The sequence below is a fragment of the Rhodospirillales bacterium genome (assembly GCA_028824295.1).
Classification (GTDB): Bacteria; Pseudomonadota; Alphaproteobacteria; order TMED109; family TMED109; genus VXPW01.
Genome location: JAPPED010000012.1, coordinates 1 through 16,002, shown reverse-complemented (window position 1 = coordinate 16,002; position 16,002 = coordinate 1). Strand labels below are relative to the sequence as shown.

Annotated in this window: 12 protein-coding genes; 1 reads left to right on the top strand and 11 read right to left on the bottom strand. The window is 64.2% G+C overall.

Annotated features, from left to right (window positions below; all coding sequences use genetic code 11):
* Positions 1 to 5: 5 nt before the first annotated feature.
* The 10 genes from OXH60_05945 to OXH60_05900 all read right to left on the bottom strand — a co-directional run bounded on the left by OXH60_05945 (position 6) and on the right by OXH60_05900 (position 12,677).
* Positions 6 to 710, bottom strand: coding sequence for an ABC transporter ATP-binding protein (locus tag OXH60_05945; protein ID MDE0711658.1), 705 nt, complete (start codon positions 708 to 710; stop codon positions 6 to 8).
* A complete protein-coding gene (locus tag OXH60_05940; protein MDE0711657.1) occupies positions 707 to 1,498 on the bottom strand; it encodes an ABC transporter ATP-binding protein in 792 nt (263 codons plus the stop codon). Before OXH60_05940 ends, OXH60_05945 begins: the two co-directional genes overlap by 4 nt.
* A gap of 95 nt (positions 1,499 to 1,593) precedes the next feature.
* Positions 1,594 to 2,775 (bottom strand): ABC transporter substrate-binding protein, encoded by a 1,182-nt coding sequence (locus OXH60_05935; protein MDE0711656.1) that lies wholly within the window; start codon positions 2,773 to 2,775, stop codon positions 1,594 to 1,596.
* Positions 2,776 to 3,503: 728 nt separating this feature from the next.
* A complete protein-coding gene (locus OXH60_05930) occupies positions 3,504 to 5,222 on the bottom strand; it encodes a gamma-glutamyltransferase (protein ID MDE0711655.1) in 1,719 nt (572 codons plus the stop codon).
* 412 nt (positions 5,223 to 5,634) lie between these two features.
* Positions 5,635 to 5,967: a hypothetical protein gene (locus OXH60_05925; protein ID MDE0711654.1), complete on the bottom strand. Its 333-nt coding sequence runs from the start codon at positions 5,965 to 5,967 to the stop codon at positions 5,635 to 5,637.
* A gap of 175 nt (positions 5,968 to 6,142) precedes the next feature.
* A complete protein-coding gene (locus OXH60_05920; protein ID MDE0711653.1) occupies positions 6,143 to 7,816 on the bottom strand; it encodes a thiamine pyrophosphate-binding protein in 1,674 nt (557 codons plus the stop codon).
* A gap of 411 nt (positions 7,817 to 8,227) precedes the next feature.
* Positions 8,228 to 8,542, bottom strand: coding sequence for a hypothetical protein (locus OXH60_05915; GenBank protein ID MDE0711652.1), 315 nt, complete (start codon positions 8,540 to 8,542; stop codon positions 8,228 to 8,230).
* A gap of 561 nt (positions 8,543 to 9,103) precedes the next feature.
* Positions 9,104 to 10,006, bottom strand: a complete 903-nt coding sequence (locus OXH60_05910; GenBank protein ID MDE0711651.1) for a MurR/RpiR family transcriptional regulator — start codon at positions 10,004 to 10,006, stop codon at positions 9,104 to 9,106.
* Between the two features lie 387 nt (positions 10,007 to 10,393).
* Entirely contained in the window at positions 10,394 to 11,776 is a 1,383-nt protein-coding gene (locus OXH60_05905) for a UDP-glucose/GDP-mannose dehydrogenase family protein (protein MDE0711650.1), read from the bottom strand.
* Between the two features lie 580 nt (positions 11,777 to 12,356).
* Entirely contained in the window at positions 12,357 to 12,677 is a 321-nt protein-coding gene (locus OXH60_05900) for a cupin domain-containing protein (GenBank protein MDE0711649.1), read from the bottom strand.
* A gap of 205 nt (positions 12,678 to 12,882) precedes the next feature.
* Here OXH60_05900 and OXH60_05895 point away from each other — a divergent pair, with 205 nt between their 5' ends.
* Positions 12,883 to 13,380 carry an SRPBCC domain-containing protein gene (locus OXH60_05895; GenBank protein MDE0711648.1) on the top strand — a complete coding sequence of 166 codons (498 nt, stop codon included), beginning with the start codon at positions 12,883 to 12,885 and terminating at the stop codon, positions 13,378 to 13,380.
* Between the two features lie 1,200 nt (positions 13,381 to 14,580).
* Here OXH60_05895 and OXH60_05890 read toward each other — a convergent pair.
* Positions 14,581 to 16,002 (bottom strand): rhodanese-like domain-containing protein (locus OXH60_05890; GenBank protein ID MDE0711647.1); only part of this gene is annotated, 1,422 nt, incomplete at its 5' end.

Genomic DNA, 16,002 nt, shown 5'->3' with positions numbered 1-16,002 from the left:
GCCGGTCATCCGCCGAGAAACGAGCGTCGTACTTCCGGGTTGGCCAGCAGGGCCCGGCCGCTGTCGGTAAACCGGTTCTCGCCGGTCACCAGCACGAACCCGCGATCCGCGATCGCCAGCGCCTGACGGGCGTTCTGTTCCACCATGAGCACGGCGATGCCCGCCTGCCGGATTTCGAGAATCCGGTCGAACAGCTCGTCCATAACGATTGGAGCCACGCCGGCAGTGGGCTCGTCAAGCATGAGCACGGCCGGTTGCGTCATCAGCGCGCGGCCGATTGCCACCTGCTGGCGCTGGCCGCCGGACAATTCCCCGGCCGACTGGCGACGCTTCTCCCCGAGAGCGGGAAACAGTCCGAACACGCGTTCCATGCTTTCCGAGATGTCGTCGCGGCGCAAGAAGGCGCCCATCTCCAGGTTCTCCTCAACCGTCATGGTCGTGAAGATGTTGCCGGTCTGCGGAACAAACGCCATTCCCCGCTTCACGCGACTCTGCGGCGAGAGACTGGTGATGGCTTGACCGGCCAGTCGAACCTCCCCCTGGCGGAGCCGCACCATCCCGAACAGGGCCTTCATGGCTGTCGACTTGCCGGCGCCGTTCGGGCCCACCATCACCACGATCTCGCCCTTGTCGACCGCTACTGTGCAGCCCCGCAGTATGTCGCCGCCGCCGTACCCGCCATACATGTCGGTGCCGGTCAGGAAGCTCATGCGGGACCAGCCGCCCCGGGACCGCCGGTTCGCGACCTGGAGCCCAGGTAGGCTTCGATGACCCGATCGTCGGACCGAACATCCATGGGGGAACCTTCGACGAGGACCTTCCCCTCCGCCAGCACGATCACCGGGTCGCAGAGCAGCGAGACCAAGTCCATGTCGTGCTCGATCAGACAGAACGTGTATCCGTGATGGATATTGAGCCGCAGAATGGCCCCCGAGATGGAACGCAGCAGCGTTCGGTTGACCCCGGCCCCGATCTCGTCGAGCAGGACTACCTTGGCGCCGGTCATCATCACGCGGGCGAGTTCCAGAAGCTTCTTCTGGCCGCCCGAGAGTTCACCGGCCGGCGTATCGGCGACCTCTCCGAGGTTCAGGAACTCGATCACTTCCTCCGCCCGGCCTCGAAGCCTCGCTTCCTCCTCCCGCACGCGGCCCCGGTGCAGCCACGCCCCGACAAGGCTTTCGCCGGTCTGGTTGCCGACCGACGCCATCAGGTTCTCGACGACGGTTAACGTGGTGAACTCATGCGCAATCTGGAACGTGCGCACCACGCCCCTGCGATAGAGCTGATGCGGGCGGAGGCCCGTGATGTCCTCCTCGGCCAGAAAGACGCGGCCAGAGGTGGGCGGGTAGACCCCGGCGATGACGTTGAAGAGGGTGGTCTTGCCCGCACCATTCGGCCCGATCAGGCCGGTGATCGCCCCTTCCCCGATGTTCAGGCTCGCCCCGTCGACCGCCCGCACGCCACCGAAATGCTTGTGCAGGTCCACCACGCGGATCATGCGGGTGCCCGTCCCGGTGTACGCGTTAGATCAGCAACGAGGCCGGGGCGCCGCTGAGACGGGAATCGCCCGAGGGTCCCGTGCCTCGCGATCGGTCAATGGACCCGCACGGTAGTGAACTCTCCGTCCATGACCTCATATTCCTTGTAGGGGCTCGACGCGTCGCCTTCCGCCGTCAGCTCGACGTCCGTCGCACCCTGGTAATCGATCGCCTTGCCCTCGGCGAGCAGGCTCAGACCCCTGGCCAACTCGGCCGGACCGATTTGCTCGCCTGGCGCGTTGCTGACTTCAAGAATCTTTGACTGGATTGCCGCCCGATCCGTCGACCCCGCCGCTTGGGCGGCGAGGATGATCAGCGCCGCTGCGTCATAGCTCTCTCCGGAAAACGGTTTGGAACCGTCGACGCCGGCCTGTGCCGCGGCCGCCTGGAACTTCTTGGCGTTCGGGGAATCGGAACCGGGTGCGGTCGCCACGGACCCGTTCAGTGCCTCCCCTATGGCTTCAACCAGGGAATCGCCGACCATGCCGTCTGCGAGCAGGAACGTGTCGAAGGCGCCGGCGTCAAGCGATGCCTGGATGATCCCCTTGCCGCCCTTGTCGATGTAGCCGAACACGGCGAGATGCTCTGCGCCGGACGCGGCAAGCGCGCCGACCTCCGCCGCGTAGTCGGCCTTGCTGTCCTCGTGCGCCACTGTCAGCACGACCGCACCGCCGGCCGCCTTGAAGGCGTTTGAGAACGAGTCTGCCAGACCCTTCCCGTAGTCGTTGTTGGTGTAGGTCACCGCAATACTCTCGATGCCGCGTGCCTTGGCGACCTGAGCCAGCACCTTGCCCTGTCTCGCATCTGACGGGGCGGTGCGGAAGAAATAGCCCTGATCGTCGAGCGTGGTGAGTGCCGGCGATGTGGCCGACGGCGAGATCATGGTGACGCCGTTCGGTACGCCCACGTTGTTCGCCACGGCAATGGTCACGCCGGAACAGTCGGCGCCCACGATGGCCGCGACCTTGTCTGACGTCACCAGACGCTCGGCCGTGGTGGTCGCCGCTGCGGCATCGATGCAGGTGGAGTCGCCGCGCGCAGGGATGACCTGCTTCCCGCCCAGGAATGCACCGGACTCCGTGGCTTCCTGCATGGCAAGTTCGGCTGCCGCTGCGATGTTGGGTGCAAGGGACTCGATCGGCCCTGTGAAACCCATCAGGACGCCGACCTTCATGTCCGCTTGCGCCGCCGATGTCGCCATCGTCAAGGCCGCGGCCGCCATCACAAACCGTCTCATCTGCCGTCTCCTTCAGTTGCCCATGCTCATGGTCTGCCGGGAGTATCTCCGCTTTCGTGTCAATCCGGACGTTGAGCAGGTCATCCGGGACAAGGCACCAGGCAGAGTCACAGTCCGGAATTGTACCGAACGCGCCAGACAACCCATAGAAATCGCTGCAATGCGCAGGTACGTGAGCTTGGTGCGCATCAGGAAGCACATCCCGACTTCGGCGCGCTGAACAGGAACTTCAAGCTACGTTGCCAAATCAATCAGGACGTAAGTCCATCAGTACGGCGGACTGCTATTGGCAACAGGCGGTGCCGCGGCCCAACCGGCTCCACGCGAAGAAACGCTTGCAGCGCAGGCAACCTGATGGGGCGTTCTTGACCCGCGCAGCGGGCTCGGACCGCGGGCTTGCCGAAACCTTGGGGTCGGCTGCGGCTCCAGCATCGGCTGCAGCGTTCGACATGGAGGTTCCGCCGTGGCGCGGGTGACTTGATCATCGATCCCGTTCGGCCGATGACCCCTATCCCGAGATGCGCCGGCTGCAGTGCTCAAATTCGCTGCACCGACTTGGTGCCGTGGTAAGCCGATCGCACGTGTTCGGCCGATCGATGCCGGGTAGTCCGCCCCCGGCCTCGCATTCGAGAAGCCGTTTCCGTTCTCCCGCTCCTGGGTTTGAATACCGACTTTTGCGGCGGGGCGCCCTGACCTGATAGACGCGAGAACCCACACGCCCGGTGTTGTCACCAGCCCATCGCTCGGCTACAGCGCCGCGGATCAGCGGCACCTTCGATCGCACCCGTTGCGAGGTCCTTCCGAACCGCGCATACCCCGCCTGCCCAATGGGTCCAATCCGCAAGGCGTTCGATGCGGTGTCCGCGTGCGGTGAGACGGTCACATGCCGTCTCGTCGACCCGCCCTTCGACTGTCAGCAGTCCGGGCTGGGCCGTGTGAGGGGCGAACGTGTCGGGATGGCTGTGGGTGACGAGGCGGGGCGCTTCGACCGCGTCCTGGATCGGCATTCCAAAGGACAGATGATTGAGGAGCGATTGCAGGTTCGCTTGGATCTGGACGTCTCCGCCCGGAGTGCCGAACGGCATGACCCATCGTCCAGGAGAAAGGACGAGGCAAGGGCTCGGGGTGAGGCGGGGACGCTTCCCGGGCGCAATGCAAGAGGGATGACCGGGCACCGCCCACGACTGCGCCCCGCGCGCCGACACCGCGAAGCCTGTACCGGGCACCACCGGCGTGTCCCAGCTCGTGTCCGACGGGGTGGAGCAGAGCGCATTTCCCTCGCCGTCGATGACGCAGACGATCGAGGTGTCAGGCGGCGGTCCAGCCGGCGCCTCGCCGGCGGCACATGGGGGAACGTAGGCCGTACGGCCAGGGATGCTGCCGGGCAGCGGCATGCCGGGGGACGCGGCCTCGGGATCGATGGCTTTGCGTCGCTCGGAGGCGTAGGCGTTCCCGATCAGCGTGTTCAGAGGCACGTCCACGAAATCCGGGTCGCCCAGGTAGCCTTCGCGATCCGCCAGTGTCAGCTTGAGGATCTCGGCGATGGCATGCAGGTAGGCATCGGAGCCGTGTTCCATGTCCGGTATTCCGGCCGCCTCCGCGATGGAGAGCGCCTCGAGCAGGAACGGTCCCTGGCACCAAGCGCCACCGGTGTGGACTTCGACCTCCTCACCGTTGAGTCGGAACCGGCGGAACACCGAAGGAACCACCTGGCAGCGAAACGATTCCAGGTCTTCGGCCGCCAGAAGGCCGTCATGCGTCCGCTGGTGCGCAAGAATCTGACTGGCGATGTCGCCACGGTAGAACGCCCGGCGTACCGCCGCGAGCCCGGACCTGCGGTCACCGCCGGCGGCACGCTCTTCGTCACAGAGGAACTGGAGCACGCGGCCGAGGTCGGCCTGCACCAGCCGATCACCGGGTTCGGGCACCTCACCGCCAGGCATCCAGATGGCGACGTTGTCCGGCCAGTGACGCATGTCGTCGCTGTACTGGCGCAGGTAGTCGAGCATGACGGGATGGCGGGCGAAGCCCATGGAAGCGTAGTGCACGGCGCGCCGAGCCACATCCCGGAACGTCATGGTTCCCCACCGTTCCAGCGCCTGGAGGCAGGCATCGGGCGCGGCCGGCACGACAGTGCGCCGCACACCGAGCGGAATGTTGCCCCGGTGCCGCGCGATGAACGCGTCGACGTCGAGCGCGCGCGGCCAGCCTCCGACTCCCGCGATCGTGATCACCTCTCCGGTTTCGGCCAGGCGGATGATCATTGGCGCGACCCCCGCAACGCTCACCTGCTCGCTGTAGACCACTTCGAGGGCCAGGATCGCGGCGACCCCCGCATCGATGGCGTTGCCGCCGTTGTCGAGCACTTCAAACGCGGCGAGTGACGCGAGTTCGTGCCCGGAGCTGACGACGTAATGGTGACCACGGGTGACGGCCATTACGGACATGGCGGCCTCCGACGGAAGGTGACGGGCAAAGTGGCTGTGTGCAGTGTAGACACCACCCGTTCCAGGTCGGACATCCGAGAGCTGACCGGCCATCGAAGCCGACGTCGGGTTCGGCTGGCTTTCACGCTGAGTTCGGTGGCCACCTGTTGCCATGCAGCCGGGCCGGGACCGACCGCCAAAGGTGCCGTGGAAATCAACGCCGTGGCCGAGGGGGTATCCGCTTCAGTTGGGCCGGCGACTCCGAGATCTAAAGTTCTTCAACAACGATGCCGAACTTCGCGCGCGGATCCGCCTCCGCGATCAAGCGCCAGGCTGTCATCTCGCTGGCAGTCCGGCTGCCTGTGCCCGGGAAGCGCAGTACTCATGAACAGCGCCCCATGGGCCAACGACCGGCGGGCTGGCGGGCGTATGCTCAGCGAGCCTGACGCCGCCGCGTCGCTCGAGGTCGTGCCTTGCGCAGGGCTCGCGAAAAATAATTGATCGGCGGCTTGGAGAGGTAGCTCAGCGGCGAGTGGTCCCCGGTGTGGGGATGGACTTCCGCCGGCATGGCGGGGCTGAGCGCAATGAGGCTTGCGTGCGCCGGCCGGCCGGGGCCGGCATCGCAGGCAACGGGTTCGAGCGTGGCTTCCGTCACCACAACGTTGGCAGGTTCGTGTGTTCGCGGGAGTCGTTCGCGGGCCGCGGGCAATGCGCCGGCAGCCGATCTGGTGATCACATTTCCGGCCTCGCCGACGCGATCCGGCATGGAAGCATCTCCCTGCGACCCGGTCGCGGCGCCGATCGCCACTTCGATCTCGTACCAGGACAGACCGTTGCGCTGGGCGGCCGTGCCCGCTTTTATCCATCGCGACACCGGTCGGCGGAAACAAGTGAGCGCCGCTTTGGTCGCCCCGCGTGCGGCGATAGCATTCAGGCCGGTCCTACCGTCCTTCGTTCCCGAACCCGTCGTCGACCATAACGTCAAGCAGCGTCGGCTGGTTGCACCGGGTCGACTCGGCGATGGCGGGCGCGATGTCGTCGGGGTCCGTGATCGACTGAGCGTACACCCCCATTGAGCGGGCCAGCCCGGTGAAGTCGATTGGCGGGTCCTTGAACTCCATGCCGGTGTAGCGCTCGACGCCGTGAAACGACTTCAGCCGCTCCTTGATGATCCTGTAGCCGCCGTTGTTGGCGATGACGTACGTGATCGGGAGCTTGGCGTTGGCAGCGGTCCAGAGGGCCTGGATGCTGTACATGGCACTGCCGTCGCCGACGATGGCGACGACGGGACGATCGGGAAGGGCGAGCTGCACACCGACCGCCCCGGCCATCGCGAACCCGATGCCGCCGCTGCCCAGACCAAAGAGCGCCTTCGCGTCGCGGAACGGATAGAGCGAGGGGAGGGAGCGGGTACTCAGGATCCCTTCGTCGACGATGACCGCGTCGTCGGGCAGGGCATCCACGATCCGAAGCATGGCCAGCGACGGCGGCATGGGCGTTGCGCCGGCACCCTTCAGGGCATCGATCCGAACGGCTTCGCGCTTCGCCGACCAGTTGGATGGGCCGAGCGCTGCAAGCGCCGCTGCCGCCTTCCGGGCGCCGGCCGGGCCTTGCTTGCGTTGGATCGCGCCGGCTAGGGCGGCGAGGCCTTCCTTCACGTCGGCCCGCAACGCGATATCCGCGGGGTAGTTCTTGCCCATCTCCCAGTCGCGAAGCCCCAGCTGGACCACGACCATGCCGTCGGGCATCGGGTCAGTCTCGCTGAACACGGACATGCGCAACACGTCGGAGCCGACGCAGAACATCAGGTCGTGAGGAGCAAGCGTGTCGCGAACCTGTCGCTGGTCGCGGGTCAGTGCGCCCATGAAAGCCGGATGCTCGGAGAGGAAATGGGCGCCGTCGCACACCGTCTGTTGGTACACCGGTGCACCGAGCAACTCGGCGAGGGTAGCCGCTTCCCCGAGGGCATCGGCGGTCGCGATCTCGTGTCCGGCGATGATGACCGGGTGCCGCGCCGCGAGCAGCCGGTCTGCCAGCCGCCCGAGCCCAGCATCGCTCGGGCGACCGGACGTATCGACCCGGGTGGGCCGGCCAAGCTCCAGCGCATCTTGCTCATTGAGGATGTCGCCGGGCAGCGAGATGAACACCGGTCCGGTCGGCGGGGTCATCGCGACCTTGGCCGCCCGGTGCACGATCCGCGGCAGGTCCTGAAGCCGGTTGACCTCGACCGCCCATTTCACAAGCGGCTGCGCAATCGGCACTAGGGAGTCATAGAGCATCGGCTCGGTGAGCCCGTGCCCCTGCTCCTGCTGGCCGGCCGTGACGATGATCGGCGACCCCATCCACTTTGCGTTGTAAAGCGACCCCATGGCGTTGCCCAGGCCGGGCGCGACGTGAACGTTGCAGGCGCTGAGGTCGCCGGATGCGCGCGAGTAGCCGTCCGCCATGGCCACCACGAGCGCCTCTTGGAGCGCCATGACATAGTTGATCGCCGGCCGATCGGGCAGTGCGGCCATGATCGGGAGTTCGGTGGTGCCGGGGTTTCCGAATAGATGGGACACGCCTTCGCTTTCGAGCAGCGCGAGAAAGGCTTCGCGACCGAAGATGCTGTTCATGTTGGGCGTGGTGCCTCTCTGGGGACGTAGCGGAGCCAAGGGGGACGATACCGATTTCTCGATCGCTTGGTCTTGGGGCGAGGGATGGTCGATCCGGGCACAGCCGCAGCCATGCGGCTTCGTCGAATCTCCGCACCATCGGAAGGCCATTTCAGCCGAAAGGCGGCGAGACGTCAGGCGGCGCGCCAGGGTCGGGGTGCCGGCCATCCCATCGGACGGAACGACTGGGACTGCTCATCCGCACAAAGCGAACTATGCCGACGAGGCCGGTGACCGGTCTGGGGAACCGGTTGCAGAACATTCAGCGGCTGGATACTGCGGGGCACTCCTGACTGCGGGCACGACATCGGCGCTGCCGTAGTCAGCCTGAATTACTACCTGGAACGTGGTGACGTCCGGTTCGGCGACCGGTCAAATTTCGCATGCATCGCCATTGCATCCGACTTTGTTCCGCCCCGCCATCCTCAAAATGGGAGGTAGGAACAGGACTAGGCCCAACGGCAGCAGCAAGGGAATCTGCAGGCACACTTTGCGGGTCGCAAAAGGCCCGGTGAAGACCCGCTTGCTGTCTTTGTCGACCACAACGATTTCGCCGACCGGTACTTCCCCCACGGGCGATTCGTCGGTTCGCGCTTCAACGCGGTTCAGCCAGTCCAGGCGACATGTGCGGGCCGCCTGCCGGGTACAACGGGGACAATCCGCATTGTAAAACAGCACGATCCCCATATCACCTTCTCGTTCTTCTCGGGGCTTCCGGTGTTGCCCGGTGTACCCGCATTTCAGCATCATCGCGGGTACTGCCCCGCATTGGGGTAGCACGATGATACGCGGGCGGAACCAAGGAGCTTCCCGGATCACGGCCTAGTCTGGTCGTGCAGGCTAGGAGCGAAAGACCATCGAGGGATTGGTCGGAATGCCCCGCTGTGCCGGCTCGGTGGTCGACGCCTGCACCAACCATCCGCGCAACGTCCATGTCCGGGGCCCGGTACTCTCCGAGTTGCGTTTGAGCTGCGTCCCGCTAGCCGCCACGATCGGATCTGCATCTGACACGGTGCTGTGCCCTGTCATCCGGATGGACGACGATGATGCCTCGAAGCCCGGGGGGGAGACAGGCAACGCTGGTCGGGGTGGCCGGTCGCAGTACGGCCAGGTTCAAGCCAGCAGCATGTACTCGGTTTTGACGGACCAATCCTTACTGCGTCGGACCAGGTACCAAGGTGCTGGGGAGGCATCCAGGATATGGCGGCGAATCCTGTGGAAACCAGGGGCAGTCCGCGCGGTCGAAGGTTATTCGTCGGCGAATCTGCGGCGGTCGGCCTCAATTCTTTCAATGCGGTCCGTCGCCCTCTCTTCCGCGCCGAGCACGATGAACCCGACCAGCATCTCCACAATCGCGAGTGCGCTGACATGGGAGCGGAAGAAGGACGGACTCTGGACAGGGACGATCAGCAGGCGGTCGGACACGGCGGCCAACGGGGTTGTTCGGCTTTCCGTGATCCCCACGATGAGCGCGCCGCGTTCCTGCGCGAGCTCAGCCACGCGGATCGTGCCCCCGGATGGCATCGTCGCGGCCAGGCAGATCACCGCATCCCGTCCCGTGATGTCGACGAGACCGTCGCTGACGCTGCCGGTCTCGCGTCCGACCAGGCGGAATGACGGCGCCACCATGTTGCCCAGGGACTGAAGGTATCTCGCCACGTGCTGTGATGCGTGAGCGGCGGCGAGGTAGATCCTGTCGCGGGAGCGCAGTTCGTCGGCAAGTTCAGCGATCAGGGCGGAATCGACGTTCTCGAACGTGGCAGCGAGGTTACCGAGGGCCGTCTGACGGAACTGGTGCCAAAGTTCCTCTGGCCGGCGGTCGGCGCCCTCAAGGGCGGCGACGTGATCCGGAATAGAATCCCCCACCGGTTTTCCGGTATGGATTCGATGGCGATAGACGGCCCGCAGCCCGCTGTAGCCGGCAAAGCCCACCCGTTGTGCAAGCCGAGAGAAGTTGGGTGCCGCAACATTCGCCGCGCGGGCGATTTCGCGCATTGACATCGTGACGACATCAGCCGGGTGGTCCAGCATGTAAGCTGCTGCCCGACCGAGTGTTGGCGACAAGGTCGGCCGCACTCTCGTCAAGCGCTCCCGGACACGCTCGTACTCGTCTTTTGCATCGCCTGCGGCCGCGCGCAGTGCTGCGCTCACGTTGGCTGGCATCTCATCTATCAAGCCGGCGCCAGGTGAAGGGTGCCATTCAGTCTACTATCAAGGATTGCGCAAGTATTGAACCGTTTTCCCCATGCGTCGTCGCGATATCGCGGTGCCGACTGCGATTCCAAGTCAACCAGGGAGAGCGGGCGCTTCGAGAAGTTGATAGTTAACCCTATGAAATCGCTGGATTTACGGCGGTGTGCTGCCGTGCATTTGGCTGGTTCCTCTCGAAGCTAGGGTCCGGTTGCGGTCGGCCAACCGGGACCCGGCTGGCCCCACAGCTTCGCAGCCTCGGCGGACTCCGTAGCCCGCATTTCGATGTGGATCGGAGCTTCAGCAGAGCCATCCTTCGGTTCTCACGTACAGGAATTCGAAGCGAGATCAGTCTGGCTTTCGGCCACGGCCAGGATGGAGTGCGGGGGTCGGCTGAACCCGGCCGCGTCCGACCCCGTAGTAACGCAGGCCGGCACTCTGCAGGACCTGCGGATCCAGTGCATTCCGAAGGTCGACGACGATGGGCTCGCGGAGGAGTGCTGCCATCCGTTGTGCGGACAGGCTGCGGAACTCGTCCCATTCTGTGAGCACCACCACCGCGTCAGCTTCCCTCATGGCCGCCTCGGCGGACTCAGCCCAGAGTACGCCTCGAAACGCTGGCACGGAGCGAGCGTTGGCGGAGGCAGCAGGATCGTACGCGGCGACCGATGCTCCCATCGCTATCAGCTCGGGGACGATCACGAGGCTGGGAGCTTCGCGGAGGTCATCGGTGTTCGGTTTGAAGGTCACCCCCAGGACCGCAATCCGTTTGCCCGCAACGCTGCCCCCCATCACCGCACGAACGCGATCCGCCATGGCATGTTTTCGCGCGTCATTCACACGAATGGTTGCCTCGACCAGTTGGGCATCGACGCCATAGTCTCGGGCGATCGCGACGAGTGCGTCCGCGTCCTTCGGGAAACAGCTGCCTCCGAACCCGGGGCCGGCACGCAAGAACCTAGGCCCGATGCGTTGATCGAGCCCCAATCCGAGCGCCAAGTCCTGCACGTCCGCGTTGCACTGTTCGCACAGGTCCGCCATCTCGTTGATGAACGATACTTTCATGGCAAGAAACGAATTGGACGTCAGCTTGATGAGTTCCGCGGTTGCGCGGTCGGTGAACATCATCGGCGTACCGCGAACGATGAGAGGGGCGTAGAGGTCCCGAAGTACACGCTCCGCGTGCGCGTCCTCGGTTCCGCAAATGACGCGGTCGGGATGCATGAAATCCTCGATCGCCGATCCCTCCCGCAGGAACTCGGGGTTCGAGGCGACGTCGAAGTCGTGTCCGGGCCTCAATTCCGGCCTGGCTGCGACGACGAGTTTCTCAATGGACCTTGCCGTGCCGACCGGTACCGTTGATTTGGTCACGATGACGGTTCGGCCCTGCTTCGGGTCGAGGCGTTCCGCGATGCCTCGGGTCGCATGGTTCACGAAGCTGAGATCGGCTGCTTGACTGTCGCGCCGCGTTGGGGTGCCCACCGCAATGAAGACCGCGTCAGCCCGCGCGATCTCGTCACCGAGGTCGTCACGGAAGATCAGTCGTCCTGCTCCCGCGTTTCGCCCGACAAGCTCCTTGAGGCCGGGCTCAAAGATCGGGATATGACCTTCTTGCAGCTGGTGAATGCGTTCGGCGTTGGAATCGACGCACGCCACATTGATACCGGCCTCAGCAAAACAGGCGCTGGAAACCAATCCGACATAGCCGGCGCCCACGATCACAATTTGCATGGTTCGCTCCGACCGCATTCGTTTGGGGCCGCGCACCGGCGTGGCGGCGGCGGAAACGCGCTTGCTGCTCGATCCACGACTCGTCGGTTGAGCCGTTGAAGCCACACTAACGCAAATGACTGTTGCGATTTCGCGGCAGTCGGATTCACTTCCGAGAGACCATCCGGCCATGGGATCACGCGAACAACGGCTGGCTCCCGACTGGACCGGCGGGGATGGAGAATTCGATTCTGCAGAACTGGGCCATTTGTGGACAACGGTGCGACGGGCCCCCGAGTTTGTCATGGAAACGCACGGTCGCGTGGCATCGCGGCGCCCACGGTGCCATGAAGCTTCGCCGATGGCTGCGAGTGAACGGTTTGATGGGGACAATCGCGCGATTGGGTGCGCTGGAAGGAAACCCGTACCGTGTTCGGACGACCCAGGCTGTATGCCGGAATTCGAAAGTTGCTGATTAAAGAGCGATCTACGGCGGGACCTGGTCCACAGCTGGCCGGCACAGGCTCCAACCGGCGATCTGGCTAGCCACAGCTAGGCGCGCCGCGCTACAGGCCGGCGCATGTCGCCGAGAGAATCCCGGTCACCCGGAGGCATCCTCGAAGTGGCCGTAGCCATAGTACCAGACGCTGCCTGCCTGATACGACGTCCGCAACGTATGTACGGCGCCCGCCGGAATCCGCACGAGATCTCCGGGCAAACAACGGGCGACGTCTCCCGCCACTTCAATCTCGAGCTCGCCTTCAGCCACGACAACGAACTCGTCGGTGCCGTGAACAAAATCTGCCCAGACCTGTCCCGGCGGATCTCGGAAGACGCCGAAGGAGAAATCTGGATGATCAGCCCTTACCGTGTCGCGCGAGACAGGAACGGTATAAGCACCGTGCCGAAAGAAATCGTGCATCCCCGGTTCCTTTCCGAGCGGCAGTTGCTGGGACCGGCCGCAACTGATCATCGACGGTCGAATTTGACGTCGCCTGTGGCCTTGTCGCCCTCTCCAACCCGGAGAAGTCATGATAGTTCCTACCTCGATCTGTCGCGATGCAAAGGGAGCGCAGCTCGAACACCGGTGACTGCAGCTCATCGCTCAAGGGAGAGAACCAGTGTTGATGAAGTGGATTGTCGGGATCGTGGTCTCGCTCGCGGTCGTCCTTGTGATCCTGTTTCTTCTTGGTCGCAAGACGTTTCACGCCGAGATCACCATAGAGGCCACGCCGGAGGAGGTCTGGTCGGTGCTGACTGACGTCTCCAACTATGCGGCATGGAACCCCCTGCTTGTCCCGATCAGTGGCGAAATCCGCGAGGGCGCAGAGGTCGAGTACCGAATGACCCAGCCCGACGGCACGCAGTCCGTCATGAAATCCAGAATCGAAAAGGTGGTCGCCCCGAAGGAACTCCATCAGCACGCTGGAATACCGGGCATCCTGACTGCCCACCACAGCTATCGGCTGGAACCGACGCAGGGTGGAACACGCCTGATCCAGCATGAAGTCGACAATGGTGTCGCCATGCTGTTCTGGGATTCGAGCTGGGTCCAACCGACCTATGAAGAGGTCAACCAGGCGCTCAAGCTCCGTGTCGAAGGGCTGAGAGAGTCTCCGAAATAGTCGGTTTTCGGGCGCCGGACGGCTCGGAGACAGTTCCGGCGGCTCAGAAACTCACCGAAGCCAGTCGGTCGACCGCGAGGGCGGCAAGACAGCCCGGAACCGGAGGCAACGGCCGGCGGACGCGCCCCCGAAATGAACGAAGAAGTTTTCGAGCCGCTCACGTAGTTCTGGCTACCAGCCCTCCGATGGCGCCTTTCCGCTGCCTTCCATCGTGTTCGGCGTTCCTGTAACGACGTTCGGACAAGTCTTCGGCCAGCATTGTGAAGCGGGCTGCGAGGCTCAGGCCAGTTTCTGCGCCTGTCCAGGGGCTTCCTGTCATGTAGGCGGGGACAACAGCGACGCCGGTCTTTGTCACAGGAACGTCCTAGGCTGGTGACGAAGCTTCCAGCCGGCTGAATCGCCAAGTACCGGTTCGGTTCCCAGGGATCGAGTGCCGGGAGTTCAATCGGTTGCCCAAGGATTCGATGGAAGATCGCCTCGTGTGGTCACGACAATCCACACAACCGTAAGCATCACTAAGGGCTCGTGGAACGGTGGCCAGGGCGACCGGCAAGAAACTCCTCGGCCCTTGGCTGCCGAGAAGGTCTCCAGGCTCCGGCGCCTCGGGTCGCGGCATGTTCGACTGGTGCGTGGCCGCGCACGGCGGATCGGCAGTAGTGATAGCTTCACATCCGAAGGGATGGGGTAACGAAATGGCTGCAGGAGTGCTTCTCGAAGTTTAGGCGAAGCCCGGCACCGGGGATGAGCTGGTTGCATTCTTCAGGACAATCCTGCCGGAAACACGTGCTCATGATGGCTGTACCAGCGTCCAGACACTGCGAAACAGCGACGATCCCGACCACGTGGTAGTGGTGGAACTGTGGGAATCCCGCGAGCGATACGAGAAATACTTGGCTTGGCAGCGGGACAGGGGTACCAGCGCACGTCTCATCGGGCGCCTTGCCGAGTCGCCGAGCATCCGGCATTTCGAATTGACCGACGCCTGATGCGAGATCGGGGCAGTTGGGGGGCCAGGCACAGGTATTGCCGCAAGACTGGCCAGATCTCGCTTTTCCACGCGCCTATGGCGTGGATGTTCAGGTCCCAGAGCGTGAACCGGATGCCTGGTCGGGAACGATCGACGATCTCAACGTTTCGCCCCAATGCCATGCGCCCTAACCTGGCCATACGGCCTGGTCACGAGACGCCCGGCTGGAAGCACTAGCTGTAGTCGCGAAATGCCACTGTGGGATCACGCTTGATTTGCTCGAGCAGTGCTACTTCCCAGGCCAGGTAGTCCCGGGCGTGCCTCTCGTAATCCTCCGCACGCTGGTAGGGCCGGTACCAAATGTCATCCAGCGTCGTGGTGATTCGATCGGTACCGGTCTCGAACGGCAGGCCCGCATCAAGCCAGCCGGAGTTGCCGCCCTTCAGCACCCGAATGGTCGAAGATTGCCAGAGTTCCGCTGCTTCCGGCGCCGCGTAGTGTGCGAGCACTGCATCGGGAGAGGTAAGCACCAGGCGCTTCGCCACCGGCAGGGTCGCGTAGGCCTCTTCAAGGCGGGATCGCACTCCCCACCACGCCCCTGGGATGTGACCATTCCGAAAGCTGAGGCTGCTGGAAAGGTCGATCACCGCGACCTCGTCACTGCCCAGCATCTGCTGAAGTTCATCTGCTTGCAGCGTTGGCCAACTTGAGAACCTCAGGCGCGCCCGCCGGCATTGACCGCGCTCCGTCGCACAGCCGGCAAATCCGTCATCGCCTTCAGGTTTCATGACATACACATCCTTCAGTCCCATTTGGTTGAGCCAGGAGGCCGTTAACACGGAACGGACCCCCGTTGGGTCGATCAGCACAATCCTGGCGTTGCGCACCCCGATGTATTCGTCAGTCGCCTGAACCAGCTGCCCGCCCGGCGCATGGCGTGAGCCGGCAATTCGGCCGGCTTCGAATTCCTCCCGCGTGCGTACGTCCAGGAGAAAGAGTGTGCGTGTGGTGTCATGCTGCCAGGCACGAACGATCTCACCGCCGACGAACTCGACCCTGAAGTGCTTGGCAATCCGGTCTGCTCCTGCCACTGCCATGGAATATCCGCGCGCGGACGGAGGAGCAGCCACACGTGTTGCGCCCCGCTCGCAGCCTAAGCCGGCAATCTCCCATCCCATGGTTCCGTTCGTCAGAGCCGCCACGCGGTTGGGAACGCCCGCGTTCCGCAGCGACTGGCAACCGATAATGCTTCGCGTACGGCCGGCGCAATTCACGACCACGAGCGGATCGGTGTCGGGCAAGAGATCATGTACCCGGTACACGAGTTCCGCCCCGGGCACGTCAGTGCTGCCCGGAATGGTCATTCGGTGATATTCGTCGTAGGGACGCGAGTCGAGGACCACGACCGGTTCGCCGCAATCGAGCATCGCTTTGAGTTCCTCGGGACCGATTGCCGGCGTTTGGAAGCGATGCTCGATGTATTCACCAAACGCCTTCGACGGCACGTTCACGCCGCTGAATAGCTCCCCAGCGCTCGCCTCCCACCCGGTGCATCCGCCTTCGAGCACCGAGAGATCGGCGTACCCCGCGTCGGCCAGCCTGCCCGCCGCCCGATCGGCAAGGCCTTCGTCGCCACTGTCGAACAGGACGACCGG

Coding starts and splice junctions, on each gene's coding strand:
- OXH60_05945 (MDE0711658.1), bottom strand. CDS start 710: ATGAGCTTCCTGACCGGCACCGACATGTATGGCGGGTACGGCGGCGGC.
- OXH60_05895 (MDE0711648.1), top strand. CDS start 12,883: ATGAAGTGGATTGTCGGGATCGTGGTCTCGCTCGCGGTCGTCCTTGTG.
- OXH60_05905 (MDE0711650.1), bottom strand. CDS start 11,776: ATGCAAATTGTGATCGTGGGCGCCGGCTATGTCGGATTGGTTTCCAGC.
- OXH60_05900 (MDE0711649.1), bottom strand. CDS start 12,677: ATGCACGATTTCTTTCGGCACGGTGCTTATACCGTTCCTGTCTCGCGC.
- OXH60_05940 (MDE0711657.1), bottom strand. CDS start 1,498: ATGATCCGCGTGGTGGACCTGCACAAGCATTTCGGTGGCGTGCGGGCG.
- OXH60_05920 (MDE0711653.1), bottom strand. CDS start 7,816: ATGAACAGCATCTTCGGTCGCGAAGCCTTTCTCGCGCTGCTCGAAAGC.
- OXH60_05930 (MDE0711655.1), bottom strand. CDS start 5,222: ATGTCCGTAATGGCCGTCACCCGTGGTCACCATTACGTCGTCAGCTCC.
- OXH60_05935 (MDE0711656.1), bottom strand. CDS start 2,775: ATGAGACGGTTTGTGATGGCGGCCGCGGCCTTGACGATGGCGACATCG.
- OXH60_05915 (MDE0711652.1), bottom strand. CDS start 8,542: ATGGGGATCGTGCTGTTTTACAATGCGGATTGTCCCCGTTGTACCCGG.
- OXH60_05925 (MDE0711654.1), bottom strand. CDS start 5,967: ATGCCGGATCGCGTCGGCGAGGCCGGAAATGTGATCACCAGATCGGCT.